This window comes from Anoxynatronum sibiricum, assembly GCF_039414295.1.
GTDB lineage: Bacteria > Bacillota > Clostridia > Peptostreptococcales > Tindalliaceae > Anoxynatronum > Anoxynatronum sibiricum.
Genome location: NZ_JBCITM010000032.1, coordinates 1 through 15,428 on the forward strand (window position 1 = coordinate 1; position 15,428 = coordinate 15,428).

11 protein-coding genes and 1 pseudogene are annotated in these 15,428 nt (G+C 46.3%); 9 read left to right on the forward strand and 3 right to left on the reverse strand.

The genetic code is table 11. The features are described from left to right. The 3 genes from AAIG11_RS17295 to AAIG11_RS17305 all read left to right on the forward strand — a co-directional run. On the forward strand, positions 1–2,312 hold a 2,312-nt coding region (locus AAIG11_RS17295), incomplete at its 5' end, for an S-layer homology domain-containing protein (protein ID WP_343187476.1). Positions 2,313–2,697: 385 nt separating this feature from the next. After that, the gene (locus tag AAIG11_RS17300) at positions 2,698–5,490 is read left to right on the forward strand and encodes a putative Ig domain-containing protein (RefSeq protein ID WP_343187477.1); all 2,793 of its coding nucleotides are present in this window, start codon (positions 2,698–2,700) and stop codon (positions 5,488–5,490) included. A 213-nt stretch (positions 5,491–5,703) separates the two neighbouring features. Then, positions 5,704–7,761 (forward strand): DNA topoisomerase 3, encoded by a 2,058-nt coding sequence (locus tag AAIG11_RS17305; RefSeq protein ID WP_343187478.1) that lies wholly within the window; start codon positions 5,704–5,706, stop codon positions 7,759–7,761. Positions 7,762–7,944: 183 nt separating this feature from the next. Here AAIG11_RS17305 and AAIG11_RS17310 read toward each other — a convergent pair whose 3' ends face one another. Then, the gene (locus tag AAIG11_RS17310; protein ID WP_343187479.1) at positions 7,945–8,445 is read right to left on the reverse strand and encodes a SulP family inorganic anion transporter; all 501 of its coding nucleotides are present in this window, start codon (positions 8,443–8,445) and stop codon (positions 7,945–7,947) included. Here AAIG11_RS17310 and AAIG11_RS17315 point away from each other — a divergent pair. From AAIG11_RS17315 to AAIG11_RS17325, 3 genes are all read left to right on the forward strand, one after another. Further along, entirely contained in the window at positions 8,444–8,965 is a 522-nt protein-coding gene (locus AAIG11_RS17315; RefSeq protein ID WP_283410800.1) for a DUF6036 family nucleotidyltransferase, read from the forward strand. The two genes, AAIG11_RS17310 and AAIG11_RS17315, sit on opposite strands and share 2 nt — an antisense overlap. Beyond that, positions 8,946–9,290 carry a hypothetical protein gene (locus AAIG11_RS17320; protein ID WP_283410799.1) on the forward strand — a complete coding sequence of 115 codons (345 nt, stop codon included), beginning with the start codon at positions 8,946–8,948 and terminating at the stop codon, positions 9,288–9,290. Before AAIG11_RS17315 ends, AAIG11_RS17320 begins: the two co-directional genes overlap by 20 nt. A gap of 279 nt (positions 9,291–9,569) precedes the next feature. Beyond that, complete coding sequence (locus tag AAIG11_RS17325; RefSeq protein ID WP_343187480.1) at positions 9,570–12,731, forward strand: S-layer homology domain-containing protein; 3,162 nt, start codon at positions 9,570–9,572, stop codon at positions 12,729–12,731. 107 nt (positions 12,732–12,838) lie between these two features. Here AAIG11_RS17325 and AAIG11_RS17330 read toward each other — a convergent pair whose 3' ends face one another. After that, positions 12,839–12,988: a cation efflux transmembrane domain-containing protein gene (locus tag AAIG11_RS17330; protein WP_343187481.1), complete on the reverse strand. Its 150-nt coding sequence runs from the start codon at positions 12,986–12,988 to the stop codon at positions 12,839–12,841. A gap of 77 nt (positions 12,989–13,065) precedes the next feature. Then, positions 13,066–13,233: a hypothetical protein gene (locus AAIG11_RS17335; RefSeq protein ID WP_343187482.1), complete on the reverse strand. Its 168-nt coding sequence runs from the start codon at positions 13,231–13,233 to the stop codon at positions 13,066–13,068. 251 nt (positions 13,234–13,484) lie between these two features. On the opposite strand from AAIG11_RS17335, the gene AAIG11_RS17340 reads away from it, so the two are divergent. The 3 genes and pseudogenes from AAIG11_RS17340 to AAIG11_RS17350 form a co-directional block, all read left to right on the forward strand. Next, a complete protein-coding gene (locus tag AAIG11_RS17340) occupies positions 13,485–13,760 on the forward strand; it encodes a hypothetical protein (RefSeq protein WP_283410795.1) in 276 nt (91 codons plus the stop codon). Positions 13,761–14,099: 339 nt separating this feature from the next. Continuing rightward, positions 14,100–14,723 (forward strand): annotated as a pseudogene (locus AAIG11_RS17345) (transposase); the annotation flags it as partial. A gap of 119 nt (positions 14,724–14,842) precedes the next feature. Continuing rightward, on the forward strand, positions 14,843–15,428 hold a 586-nt coding region (locus AAIG11_RS17350), incomplete at its 3' end, for a transposase (RefSeq protein ID WP_484477168.1).

A 15,428-nucleotide genomic window follows, 5' to 3' on the forward strand; every position in this document is an offset into this window, starting at 1 on the left:
GCGCAACCACCATCAATGTGGTGGTCACCGCCGAAGATGGCACCACTACCAAGACCTACACCATCCAGGTAACCAGAGCTGCCTCTGCTAATGCCAACTTAAGCGGACTCACCTTGTCCAGTGGCACGTTAGATCCTGTTTTTCACAGCGATACGACAGCCTATACCGCCAGTGTGGGTAATGCCGTAACCAGCATCACCGTGACACCCAGCACAGCACATGGGTCTGCCACAGTCACCGTTGATGGTATTGCTGTTTCAAGCGGCACTGCCAGTGCTGATATCTCCCTGCCTGTTGGCGCAACCACCATCAATGTGGTGGTCACCGCCGAAGATGGTACCACTACCAAGACCTACACCGTCGAAGTCTTACGTCGAGAACAAACCAATGTCACCACCAGTCCAACCAGTGTAACGGGTAACATGGCCTTTACCCAGACCTTCACCATCAGCCTTGAACATGAAACAGTTACGGGCGCTGTCTATGCTTCAGACCTTGGCGTGTCGGATGCTTTCACCGGGCTGACCATCTCAGCCCTTCAGCAGACCCCCACCACTATTACAGCCACCCTGTCGGGAAGACTGGATCAAGAAGGCATCGGAAAAATAACGATTCATGAGGATCGGCTGTCTGCCAGTACAGTACCCCTTACTGCCGAGGTGATGGTGAATCTGTTAATAGTTTCATATGATGCCAATGTGGCTACCGGCGGCAATGTGCCTGTTAGCCGCACCTATCCTATTGGCGCTTCCATCACTGTTTCTGAGAACACCGGTAATCTTGAAAAAGCTGGTCATCGCTTTGCTGGCTGGAACACCCAGGCAAATGGACAGGGAACAAGCTATTCGGCTGGCGATTCTTTTACCATGCCAAACAACCACGAAACCCTCTATGCAGTTTGGGCACCTGTGCCCCCAGCCCCTGATAACGGCGGCAACACTGGTGGCGGTTCTGGTGGTGGCTCTGGCAGAAGACCATCTGACACTCCCACCGCACCCCCTGCCCAGCCTGCCGCCTTGCCAGCAGGTGCCGCTATAACAGTGCTGGTCAACGGAGAAAAGCATATCGCAGGAGCGGAAACTTCAACAGAAGAAAAGACTCAATTAGTCGCCACGCTGAAAATGGACACTGAAAAGATAATCTCCCTGCTGAATCAGATCCAAGCACCCGGGGAAATAAACAGAGGTGCAAGAAACAATGTGGTGGAAGTTCTTGCCACCACTCAAAATGCCACTCAGTTTACCACCATCCTCACAGCGGATCTTCTCCAGAAAATGGCGCAGCTGGACATTGACTTCTCCATTGTCACTGAAAAGCTGACTTATCAGATGCCTGCCAAAGCCTTCAACTTGGCAGCCATGGCCGATGCACTGTCCGTTGATTCCGATTCTCTCCATGATATGGAAATCGAATTGCACATCACCTATGTAGGCGAAGAAACAATACAGAGGATGAATAAAAAAGCACAGCTGCAAGGCTATGAAGTGCTGTTTCCACCAGTAGCTTTCAATGTCGTTGCGACTTCGTCTGTCACGGGCGAAAAGAAAGAAGTAAGCATCACACAATTTGCCAGTTTTGTATCACGCACCATAGAACTTCCTGCAGGGCTAAACCCTGAAAAGGTAACAACAGGAGTTATCTATCACCCTGATGGGTCTTTCTCTCACATACCGACGACGGTTTTTGAGAAAGAAGGCAAATGCTATGCACGATTAAGTTCCTTTACCAATTCCACATATTCTGTGATTCACAATGCGATTATGGTTCCGTCCGTTAAGGATCACTGGTCAAAAGCCCATGTGGAAGATTTAGCGGCAAGGCTGATCATCGCCCATCCCGAAACCTTTGCACCAGATGACTTGATCACAAGGGGTGAGTTTGCGGCCTATATCACAAAGGCATTGGGACTTTATCGCCCTGGTATGGGTGAGGTTGGTGCTTTTATCGACGCACATCACTCTCACGAACTGCTGGACGCCATTACCATCGCCACGCAACACGGGATTATCTCTGGCTATCCTGATGGCAGTTTTCGTCCATCGGCCTTTATCAGCCGGCAGGAAGCCATGGTGATGTACGCGAAAGCCATGAACATGGTAGGACTTCGGGGAGAAGGGGCTTCCCGTATCACCACCTACACAGATCAAGAAGACATTGCTGATTGGGCTTATGAATATGTGAACCAAATTACCCGGGCAGGTGTCTTTAGCGGAAGAACCCCTCACACCATTGATCCTTTGGGCACATTCACCTATGCTGAGGCCGCCACCGCTATTCGCAATCTCTTGATAAAAGCGGAGTTGATTGATTAGAAACTCCGCGGTCCAATAGTTGGAACGCATCTTGGAAGAGGACTATGATGGGATTCCCTCGAAGAGAATAAAAGACTTATCTGTTGAGGCGTAGTGCAAAGACGATGCTTCCTTGCAGGACATTCCAAGGCTCCGGAACTAGAATCCTGTTATGGGGCCTTGGTTTTTTATGTTGTGGAAGATACATACTCTTTTGCCATTAGCCATTGTTTGTCAGAATCCTGTCAGAGGCCATTGATATACTATAAAGAATCTTAACCTATAGAAGGTGGAAACCAGTCCCATCATAATAGGATGTCCCTGGTTGGAAAGGAATCATATGATTGCCCGTATCGATGGAGTATCCAGTACAGGATGAATAAATTTGAAACAAGGAGGTATTATAATGAAAGTTAAAATGAAAATGATACTTGCGTTAGTGGTATTACTCTGCGTAATCTACCCTATGTACGAGGGCGGTGCAGAGGCGATTAGTTATTACGAGTTCGGAACGTATGATGATGAGCCAATACTTTGGTTTAGCATGCGAGATGGTATGAAAACAATCTTCACTACTTATCAATATCCTTTTCGAAAAGCTTATGATACTGGAGGCAGTAACGATTGGCAAGGTTCCAGTTTGAGAGGGTACATAAATGATAATATCAGTTTAAATGAGTTTGAAAAAACTATTTTAGGAGGATCGGGAGGAGGAAGCGGCGGCGTATTCGGTGATGATAAAGGTTATGGTTCATCAAGAACTATATTAGGAAATGACGAGCTAGATCGATTGGGCCATGGACCACGTAGTATGCGTGGGGACTTTTGGACGAGTACACCGATTCCTGGAACAGAAAATCAGGCGTATCATCGACAAGACTTGCTTCCACCGAATATAACCGTAGAGGCCAGTTTACCAGTATATGTATCTATTCGATATGACAGTCCTCTAAATCAACTACCTATCAAATCTGGTGCAGGTAGTCGAGAAGATCCATATCGGTTCGGATATGCAGAACTATTGATGAACCCAACAAATCCAGCAGATGGCACCTTATCAACAGTATATGCAGGCCATACATTTAATGCTGCCGGTGGCAATGGATCCAAAACCTATGCAGTGACAGCAGGGGCATTACCCAATGGCCTTTCTCTTTCTGCCAACGGAACACTGACAGGAACACCAAATACCGCAGGCACATTTAATTTTACAGTGACAGCGACAGACAGCGCCCCCACCCCTGTAACGGACAGTCGTGCCTATACCATGAACATAGCAGCAGAAGACTTATTGATGAACCCAACAAATCCAGTAGATGGCACCTTATCAACAGTATATGCAGGCCATACATTTAATGCTGCCGGTGGCAATGGATCCAAAACCTATGCAGTGACAGCAGGGGCATTACCCAATGGCCTTTCTCTTTCTGCCAACGGAACACTGACAGGAACACCACATACAGCAGGCACTTTCACATTCACAGTGACAGCGACAGACAGCGCCCCCACCCCTGTAACGGACAGTCGTGCCTATACCATGAACATAGCAGCAGAAGACTTATTGATGAACCCAACAAATCCAGTAGATGGCACCGTATCAACAGCGTATACAAGCCATACATTTACAGCAACCGGTGGCAGTGGATCCAAAACCTATGCAGTGACAGCAGGGGCATTACCCAATGGCCTCGCTCTTTCTGCCAACGGAACACTGACAGGAACACCAAATACCGCAGGCACATTTAATTTCAACGTCACAGTGACAGACAGCGCCCCCACCCCTGTAACAGACAGCCGTGCCTATACCATGAACATAGCAGCAGAAGACTTATTGATGAACCCAACAAATCCAGTAGATGGCACCGTATCAACAGCGTATACAAGCCATACATTTACAGCAACCGGTGGTAGTGGATCCAAAACCTATGCAGTGACAGCAGGGGCATTACCCAATGGCCTCGCTCTTTCTGCCAACGGAACACTGACAGGAACACCACATACAGCAGGCACTTTCACATTCACAGTGACAGCGACAGACAGCGCCCCCACCCCTGTAACGGACAGTCGTGCCTATACCATGAACATAGCAGCAGAAGACTTATTGATGAACCCAACAAATCCAGTAGATGGCACCGTATCAACAGCGTATACAAGCCATACATTTACAGCAACCGGTGGCAGTGGATCCAAAACCTATGCAGTGACAGCAGGGGCATTACCCAATGGCCTTGCCCTTTCTGCAAACGGAACACTGACAGGAACACCAAGTACCGCAGGCGCTTTCACATTCAACGTCACAGTGACAGACAGCGCCCCCACCCCTGTAACGGACAGCCACACCTTTACCATGAACATAGCAGCAGAAGACTTATTGATGAACCCAACAAATCCAGTAGATGGCACCGTATCAACAGTATATGCAGGCCATACATTTACAGCAACCGGTGGCAATGGATCCAAAACCTATGAAGTGACAGCAGGGGCATTGCCCAATGGCCTCACCCTTTCTGCAAACGGAACACTGACAGGAACACCACATACAGCAGGCACATTTAATTTTACAGTCACAGTGACAGACAGCGCCCCCACCCCTGTAACGGACAGCCACACCTTTACCATGAACATAATGTTAAATGAAACGAATATTCCGGAAAAAGGAGAATCTGGTGGTAGCTCCGGCGGAGGAGGCGGTTCCAGCAGCACCTCAGAAAGGAGTCAAGACAAACAACAGCAGGCAGAAGATACAGAAGACACAAGTGGCGCGGAAGACATTGAAGAAGTAGAAGGCTCTAAAGACTCACAGGAAGCAAGTCCTCCTAGAAAGAAGATCCTTCTTACCATCGGAAATCAAGATATCACGCTAGGAAATGAAACACATCAGCTGGATGCCATGCCCTTTATCGACGGCGAAACCAACAGAACCCTGGTACCACTCAAGTTCATCAGCGAAGCCCTGGGAGCAACAGTGACCTGGCTGCCAGAGACAAGACAGGTGCTAATTACAGAAAGAGACACAGAAATCCTGTTGACCATCGGCTCTAAGGAAGTACTGGTGAATGGCGAAATGATCCTGATAGATACCGAACCAAGGATTATCCCTCCCGGTCGCACCTTTGTACCCCTGCGGGTGATCGGAGAGCTGCTGGGAGCAACGGTGACATATGATGAGGGAACAAGAGAAATCAGTATCGCAAAATAGAAAAACCGGAACCTGAAAGACTCCAGAATTGTATTTTGGGGTCTTTTCTTATGTCTGAGAAATCAATTTTTGTGTTATCATATAGGGTGAATTAATCTGATCTGTTCAATTTTCCTATTTACCATCTGGGCACTTACGGACAAATTAATAAGAAAAAGGCAAACAAAGAGAATGTGGATGAATTTGCCTTGATATTCAGTTTTTGACAACATCATGTTTAAAGACAAAGAGGTGGTTATCACCGGCGGCGCCAGAGTGATTGGACAAGTCATGGTTCAGGCTTTCCGGGATGAAGGGGCACAGGTGTGTGTGATGAATAAGTTGCCCAACGAGTACTTCGTGGGCGATTTGGCTGAGGAGGAAGCGATCAAGATTAAAGGAGCCGATATGTCTAAAACACTGATTATCACGGAAAAACCGTCTGTTGCCCGGGACATCGCTGCAGTCATGATGAACAGGCCTAAAAAAAGCGATGGGTATCTGGAAGACGACACATACATCATCACCTGGGCAGTGGGTCATCTTTTACAACTGGCCGAGCCTGCCGCATACCATGAAAAATACAGAAAATGGCAGATGGCTTCCTTGCCGGTAATACCGAAAAATTACATCTTTACGTTAGAACCTATCCCCCGGAATATGTCTGTTCTCAGTGTTGTGGCGGCGCAAATCAAGCGCAAAGATGTTTCGACCATCGTATGGGCAACTGACTCGGCCAGGGAAGGACATTTAATCGCAGTGAATTTGGCGGCCCATCTAAAAGTTAATAAGCCATCAAAGCGATTATGGTTAAGTTCCTTGACTCCTGAGGCGATTAAAAAAGGGCTGCAGGAGGTAAAGCCCATGTCGGCCTATGAAAATCTGGCAGATTCAGCAATTGCCCGTTCTCAAGCCGATTGGGTCATTGGCATGTCTGCTACCCGCGCATTTACACTGGCTGGAAGAACTGGAAGTGGATACACAGAAAAAAGCGGAGTCGTTTCTGTGGGTCGAGTTCAAACACCTACTTTGGCCTTTACCGTCAACCGCCAAAAGGAAATCGACGCATTTGTGAGGGTGGATTATTTCGAGGTCAAGGCAGACCATGGCAATTTCACCAGCCTGTGGTGGAGCTTGAAAGAACAGACCCATCGCATAAAAACGCTGGAAACAGCGGAAGTGATTGCACAGAAAACAAAAGGGCAACCCGGTGTCATTCAAGCTATAAAAAAAGAAAAGAAGTCAACACCGCCTCCTTTTCTGTATGACCTGACATCCCTACAACGTGATGCCAACCGCAAACTGGGCTTTTCGGCCAAAAGAACCCTGGCAGCCGCCCAGGCCCTTTACGAAAAGCACAAATACATCACATACCCCCGAACTGATTCCAACCGGCTGACAGAAGACATGAAAGAGACGGTTTTCCAGACCTTAAATAAAATGAGCATCCCGGTTTATAAACCGCTGATTGATTCTTTTGTCGATAGCCTGAAGTTCACCAAAAGAACGATTGATGACAGCAAAGTGAGTGATCACCATGCTCTGATTCCTACACCCAAGATGCCTGTCCTGGAAAAACTAAACGAGGATGAACGGAAGATATATGACATGATTGCCCGACGGTTCATCGCCGCCTTCATGCCCACCCATGAATATGAAACAACAAAAGCCCTTATTATATGCCAGCATGAAGCCTTTGTGTGTAAGGGCCGGGTCGTTGTATTAGAAGGCTGGAAAGAGGCATATGTAAAAGAAACAAGTGAAGGAGATGGCAAAGAAAAAGAAGATCAGAAGCTTCCAACCTTCGTCAAAGGACAAGATGTGATCTTCCAAAATACGGAAGTCCTTAACAAGAAAACCCAGGCGCCCAAACCCTACACAGAAGATACGCTGTTGGCAGCCATGGAAAATGCCGGTAAATCCATTGACGACGAAGAACTCCGGGACCAAATGAAGGAATTAGGGATCGGGACGCCTGCCACCCGAGCTGAAATCATCGAGCGGATTATCCAGGTGGGCTATGTTGAACGACAAAAAAAATACTTAATGCCCACCCCCAAAGGCATGGCCACCATCGAAGCGTTGCCGGATGAAATCACATCTGTTGATACAGCTGGAAAGTTCGAACGGGCGCTTAATCGAATTGCCCGGGGTGAATACCCAAAAGAAAAGTTTGATCAAGGAATTATTCGGTTTGCCCATGCCCTTGTGGAAAAAGCCAAGGTGTACGCCCGGTCAGACATAAAAAAAATCGGTCAAGTGGTGGCAGAAACCCGACAAATTGAAAAGTGATAAACCAGAGTATAACCGTGTAGCATGGTCTAAATCAGAGTGTAGAGCACTGCGCCAAATGACTATCTGCCGATAGCAAAGAGGGGCTTTTCGTGAAAATGTGTGCTATAAGAGCTGCTTGAGGAATATGAAATCGGGGCAATCTTTCCTGAAGGGCCATTCCTGCAAAGTCTTGAACATTTTTTAAAGGATAACCATTTTGCCTAATAGCACGGCAATGATAATCATCACGATAATCGCTACCAAACTTGAGGGTATAGCATTGGTGTATTTTGGAACAAAATGAATAATGGCCATGGTTACAATCACGAAAAAGATCATAATTCCCAGAGCCACCGGCGGCAGCCACATTTTCGTCACCATTTCAACACCGTTTACCACCACTTCATCGACTTTGAACTGTGCCCATTGGGCTAAGAACATAACAATGGACAATCCGTTCAAAAAACCAAGCATGACTGAATAGGGGATAATCCGCGCATATTTAACTAACTTGAGAACGCCGATGCTGATCTGAATAAGTCCCATGAGCACAACGATTGCAAAAAGATATTCTAAACCATGCTGTGCAATGAGTGCTGCAAACACTACTGAAATAACGTTAAGCGGTGCCCTGCGCTTGTGTTTTGCCGGGCGGCAGGTATGGTATAATATCAGTGACAGGACTGTTGGAGGTGTCTCCATGCATCAAGCTCATCAACTGGAAGAACGGCTGCTTGAAATGGAAAAAGTGGCTCAGGCTTTTCAAGTGGCACCGTTTGATATATACCTGCTGGGTGGTGCTGCCTGCCTGCTGGCGGGATATACCTCCAGGGCTACCCGTGATTTTGATTTGGTAGATCAGCAATATTCAGCTTCCCTGGCCAAGGTGCTGGTTTTTCTGAGGGACTATGATCTGCTGGAATATGAAAGCACCCTCCTCTCGCCACACTACAAAGACCGGTGCCGCCAATTGACTTCTTTTCAATATCTGAACATATACACGCTGTCAGCGGAAGACATCATCGTCTCCAAGCTGGTACGTCTTAATGAGCGCGATTGGGAAGATCTGGATGCCATGATGCCCCAGGCAAACCACCCGTTGATCTTTCAAATCATCGAAGAAGTATTGCAACGGGAAGATTTATATGAAACCAAAAAGGAAGGACTCCGCCGTCATCTGAAGAGTTTTAAGGAGAAATACCATGTATCGGATACTGTCTGAAAGTGTTAACAATTACATGAACGATCCGGCAACAGAGGGTGCCCGCCGCAAAGGAATGAGCCCCATCTGCCTGCTGGTGGACGCCCGGAGGTACCATGAACAGCGCCTCCAAAACACGCCGCTTTACCATCAAACCCAGGAACTGCTTTGCTTTCTGCGGGAGGCATCGGCTGAAAATCCCCGGCTTGAAACCCTGCTATGGCATCTTGAGTCACGAAGGATGTTACCTCCGGAAACCATTCAACTCAGCGATGAAAGCCGGGAACGATGTCAGGAACAGGTGCGGATTCTAAAACAGCTCATCAGCCTGGCGTACTGGCATTAACGCAGATGAAACAGCAGTTATTAACAGTTGTGTGAATAATGAAACACAATGAAAAAGCCTGCCTCAAAAGAAAAACGCTGAGGCGGGTTTTTTGATACAAAGAGATTCCCAATTTACCCCAACATGAGTCGCCTCTTTTGGGGCGCTGGGTGCGCCTCTTTGTGCCAGAAGTACATTTGTCAGAATCCTGTCAGAGGACTTTGATATACTATAAAAGCCTTACACAATAGCACCATAGAAAAGGCTAAGATTCCAAAGCAAAAAAAGGAGATGAAAAAAATGAAAATGAAACAAACGTTGAGTTTTGTTATAGTTCTGGCACTGGTGCTGTCACTGACGGCACCAGTGGGACTGCCGGCGTATGCAGATGCTGTCAGCAGTAGTTCTACTGAACATATCTTTTACATAAATGCTGGGGATATAACCATGACGGCGGGAACAGGTGGATATGATGGTATGATAGCCGTAAAACATGGCCCAACAAGTGTGACAGCGCATGTTTATGAAAATGATAGACTTGTCATTACTGGTACCACCACAGCCAACAGGGTTGTTGTGGATGGGGTTAAGGCAAATATAACCTTGCGGGATGTGGACATGCATCATACAAATGAGGCTGTTTTTGAGTTGAAAAGTGCTGCAGATGTGACACTTGCATTGGATGGTGATAATATCCTTGTAAGTGGGGTGCACAGGGCAGGTTTGCAGGTGTCAATTGGAAGCAAAATAATAATCAGGGGTACTGGTTTTCTTAGTGCCACAGGTGGAGATGGTGGCGCAGGCATCGGTGGTGGCGCTTATGGAGCAGGCGGCACCGTCACCATAGAAGGTGGAACAGTAACAGCAACAGGTGGGGGAGATTGCATGATGGGTGGAGATGGTGGAGCAGGCATCGGTGGTGGCGCTTATGGAGAAGGCGGCGGCACCATCACCATAGAAGGTGGAACGGTGACAGCAACAGGGGGAGGTGGCTCCGCTTCTGGTGGTGGAGCAGGCATCGGTGGTGGCGTTTATGGAGAAGGCGGCACCATCACCATAGAAGGTGGAACGGTGACAGCAACAGGGGGAGGTGGCTCCACTTTTGGTGGTGGAGCAGGCATCGGTGGTGGCGTTTATGGAGAAGGCGGCACCATCACCATAGAAGGTGGAATAGTAACAGCAACAGGTGGAGGGCAGGGAGCAGGCATCGGTGGTGGGTGGAGTGGAGCAGGCGGCACCGTCACCATAAATGCAGCTGCAACAGTGAAAGCAGTTTCAGAGACTTTATCGAATCCAGCTATTCATACATTCACTGGGAGTATTGAAGCTGCAAGTACAGCAGCGGTATTTATGGCAAATTTCTCAGGGCTAAAATCCCCAGAAACGCCTACACACATTCATGTTAAAGGTGTTTTTAATCCAATGACCAGCTTTTCGCCAACCAGAGCTTATCAAAGCATTGCTGTTACAGTACCGGCCGACACCTATCAGCTTAAAACAGATGGTCATTACCAACAGCATTTGACAAGTCCTTTAACAGAACCATCCACAGATTTTGTTATTGCAGGTGCTGGATTAGCAGCCTTTGATGACGTAGAGAATGCAGCTAACCCGCCCATCGTTAACGATGAACAAGCTCCTCCAACGGGACTGGCAGGCATCGCCCCTACATCCACAGCCAATAATGATGGCAAAATAACAGGGACAACAACGACCATGGAATACAAGCAACCTTCAAGCAGTACATGGCTTGAAGTGACAGGAACAGAAATCACAGGCTTATCAGCAGGAACCTACAAAGTGCGGTTTAAAGCTAAAACAGGCTTTCACGCAAGCCCAAGTGTTGATGTGACAGTACCAGAATACGTAGCGCCAAATCAAGACCAGAGCGCGCCAACGGGACTGGCAGGCATCGCCCCTACATCCACAGCCAATAATGATGGCAAAATAACAGGGACAACAACGACCATGGAATACAAGCTACATGCAAGCAGTACATGGCTTGAAGTAACAGGAACAGAAATCACAGGCTTATCAGCAGGAACCTATAAAGTGCGGTTTAAAGCTAAAACAGGCTTTCATGCAAGCCCAAGTATTACGATAACAGTACCCACATATACAGCACCGTCAACAGGAGGCGGCGGCTCTGGTTCATCCTCACCCCGGCCACCTGCCACACCATCAGCATCAAAGGACGTAGCAGTCATTATCAATAATGGAACACAAAAATCAGGGACAGAAACCAGAACCGAAATAGAGGGGCGAACAGAAATCAAGTTGGTCGTGGATTCTCAGCAGATGAAAAATCATCTTGAAAACGCCATTAAAGAAAACAATGGTACCAACGAAGTCATCATACCGGTGACAAACACAGGCGATATAATCAAAGTCGTGCTAACCGGTGATATCCTTAAAAAGATGGAAGATCATAATGTTACACTTTCCGTGAGAGAAAAAAAGATTGAGTATCGCATAGACTCTGCAAACTTTACCATTGAAAAAATAGCCCAAACCATGGGAATCTCGTTGGACAGCTTACAGTCCATTGACGTGGAAATTAGCATCAACAAAATACCGGCTGCCCAGGCGGAAGCACTAAAAGAGCAAGCAACAGCATCCGGTCATGAAATCCTGTTTGATCCGGTGCAATTTGAAATCACAGCAAGGGCAACGTCTGCAGATGGCAAGGTACAAGAAGTTAAAATCAATCAGTTTAGCCATTTTGCAGAACGAATAATGGAAATTCCAGAAGACATTGACCCAAGTAAGGTTGCCACAGGCATTGTCTTTCATGCAGACGGTTCATACAGCCACGTACCAACAGTCGTATTTGAAAAGGACGGCAAGTGGTATGCAAGAATTAGTTCCCTTACAAATTCAATCTATACACTAATCGGGAACCCTGTAACGGTGGCGGCAGTCGAAAACCATTGGTCAAAGGTGCCTGTTAACGACATGGCCGCCAGACTGATCATATCAAACCCAAATACCTTTGAGCCAGATCAACCAATAACCCGAGGCGAGTTTGCACAATACATCACAAAAGCGCTGGGAATCTACAGAATCGATGAATTAAAAACCACAAGATTCACCGATGTCAGCAAAGAGGACAAACTTTTCAACGCCATAACAGTTGCAACAGAATATAGGCTCATTTCTGGCTACCCTGACAGAGCCTTTAAACCTAATGATCAAATCACCAGAGAAGAAGCCATGAGCATGTATGCAAGAGCCATGGAGATAGTCGGTCTAAAAGAAGCAGATAACAAGCGCATAGAGAATTATAAAGACAAAGACCAAGTGGCTGACTGGGCTTATGAGGCTGTCAAAAAAACGGTTAGCATAGGAGTCTTTAGCGGAAAGACTGGGGAAACCATTAATCCGAAAGACACTTTCACCCATGCTGAAGCAGCGACAGCTGTCAGAAACTTACTGGTAAAGGCACAACTGATTAACCCGTAGTGTGGGTGTCCACAATATGGGTGGTATCCGGCATTTCCGCGGGAATGGCGTCCACCACAAGGGAACCAATGAATTCCACCCGGCCGTGGCCGTAGTGGTGATTGCCGTCAGGGAGGGTTATTGGAGATCTTGGCGCTGATGATGGAAATCACCGACGAGCTGATGTCTGTCATGTTATTAAAGGCATCGGTGATCACGGCGATGCTGTTGATGACCAGCCCCAGGGCTAACTTCACGGCAAAAGAAGCATATTGCAAAAAATGCCCAGGTAGCCTGAGAAGGAAATATACTGTTTGCGCACATCATGATTACTGACGTCTTCATGATTGTTGATCTATTTTCGGACAATTGGTTTAATCAAAGGTCTCATCACCTGGCGTTCACTAAGTTCCATCTGATCAGCAGCTTCTTTGATCTTAAGATGTCCAGCAAGGGTAAGAGAAATGATGTTGAATCGGTTCAGCTGTTGTTTGCTCAAATGATAATGCACCTCCTTTTTCATGATGGTAGTTTATCGCAGAAGGTGACATCTTCTCAAGGTAACCTTTAGGTGACATTATCACAAGATAACCACGCATTTAAAATGTTGTTGTTGAAAGGGGGCACATGAAATGTTAGCATATAGAAGTTGCTACTTGAAATCCTCGCAAACTACAGGAGAATAGCGAATTTATTGCAATTAACTAATTGACGTGGAATGTAGGTTATAAGCACTTGTTGCACAGAAGATCTTTTAATAAGGAGCGTGGGTGTATGTCAATAAAAGTTTTTTTACAAACCGCTACAAAGGAACAATGTCAGCAGATGGCTCAGTGTCTGTCCAAAGAAGAAGTACTCTCGTTGGTCCAAGCCTTTGGTGTGACCTTGACAGCAGAGGAAACCCAGGAGATGGAAGAATTCTTTGCGAAGCACCCCAAAAGTGAGTTGGCGGAAGCGGAATTAGACCAGGTAGCCGGCGGATGTGAGGGAAATGCGCCAGGCGTTCCTCCGTGCCCTTTCCCTGCAGACTTGGTGTGGCCGTGGTGGTGATAGCTACCAGAGGGGCAGGATTGTTGAAATCACTGCTCCATGTGCCCCAATTCAAGCGCACACAGCGGTAGCGTTGGTTTCTGCCTTGGGGGTGCATTCTTTGAAAATCCAGTCAGTAAACAATGTGGACGAACGCAACAAAAAACACTTCCCAGTGCAGGGAGGCCACTGAAAAACTCATTAAAGACCGTTATCATGAAAAAAGTGATAACGGTCTTCTTCTTGTTGTTAATATGCCAGCAAAAATAATTTAAATAAAGCAGTATTTCAAAAAGGAAATGAGGCTTTGTTGTCGAATAGTATTGGAAGAACAACATTTCTATTTGAAGGAGCATACTAATGATAAAAGGACCTCAGCAACTAACGATAAGCCAATACATGAACCTTTATGATCTCATTATTCCCAAAGATAATCTGCTTAGGCAAATTAATGAGCTTGTAGATTTTTCATTCATTTATGATGAACTACTTGTCAATTACAGTCTAGATCAGGGGCGCGGAGCTAAAGACCCGATTTTGATGTTCAAATATCTGCTATTGAAGATTATTTATGAAATTTCGGACGTCGATGTTGTTGAGCGTTCCCTCTATGACATGTCCTTCAAGTACTTTTTGAATATGACACCCGAAGACACAGACTTGATTGACCCGAGTTCGTTGACCAAGTTTCGAAAACTGCGCCTAAAAGATATGAACCTATTAGATTTGCTGATTGGGAAAACTGTTGCGATTGCCAAAGAGAGGGGCATATTGGTGAGCAAGACAATCATCGTGGACGCCACCCATACAAAGGCCAGGTATAATCAAAAGTCTGCACGTGAGGTGCTGTTGGAACGTGCCAAAGTATTGAGAAAAGAAGTTTACAGAGTTGATGAAAAGTTAAAACAAAAGCTACCCCAGAAGGTTAGTAGTGGACTGCTTGAAGATGTGATCGAGTACTGTCAAAAACTGACACACACTGTAGTGTATTTGGTAATCTAAAAATACAATGAATGGCAATCAAAAATACAAAAAGTAATTGCCAGTACAAACCTTAAACAATACCCTATTAAGTGACTAAGCTTTATAGGGGAGGAAAGGAAGTGCTGACAATTACTCAAGTCCATTATATCCGAGAATTGTTTTACGAGGAAGGTAAAAGTTACTCAGAAATAAGTTCCATGACTGGTAAGAATTATCGCACTGTCAAAAAATATATTGAAATGGAAGATTTCAACGAACAGTACCACCAGGCACTGCGACCCAATAAATCAGATGTCTTAAGACCCATTATTCAAAAGTGGTTGCTGGAAGATCAATCAAGACACCGTAAGCAAAGACATACCGCCACCAGAATCTATGACCGGCTAAAAACTGAGCATTCTGACCTTCTTGAAGTTTCAGATCGTACCGTAAGAAATATCGTCAAAGAAGAAAAAGAGAAAATCTATGGTTCCGGTAGTGCCTATTTGCAGCTTCACCATCCTGGTGGAGAAGCGCAGGTTGACTTTGGTACATTTGAAGCCTATGAAAACAATACACTGAAGAAGTTTCGCGAACTGATTCTCTCTTTTCCAAAATCAAATGCCGGGTTTGCTGTTGCCACAAAGAGCGAAACCAGAGAGGCACTTCTAGAAGGCTTGGCAGTCATTTTTAACTACATAGGCTGCGTGCCCCGATCCATTTGGT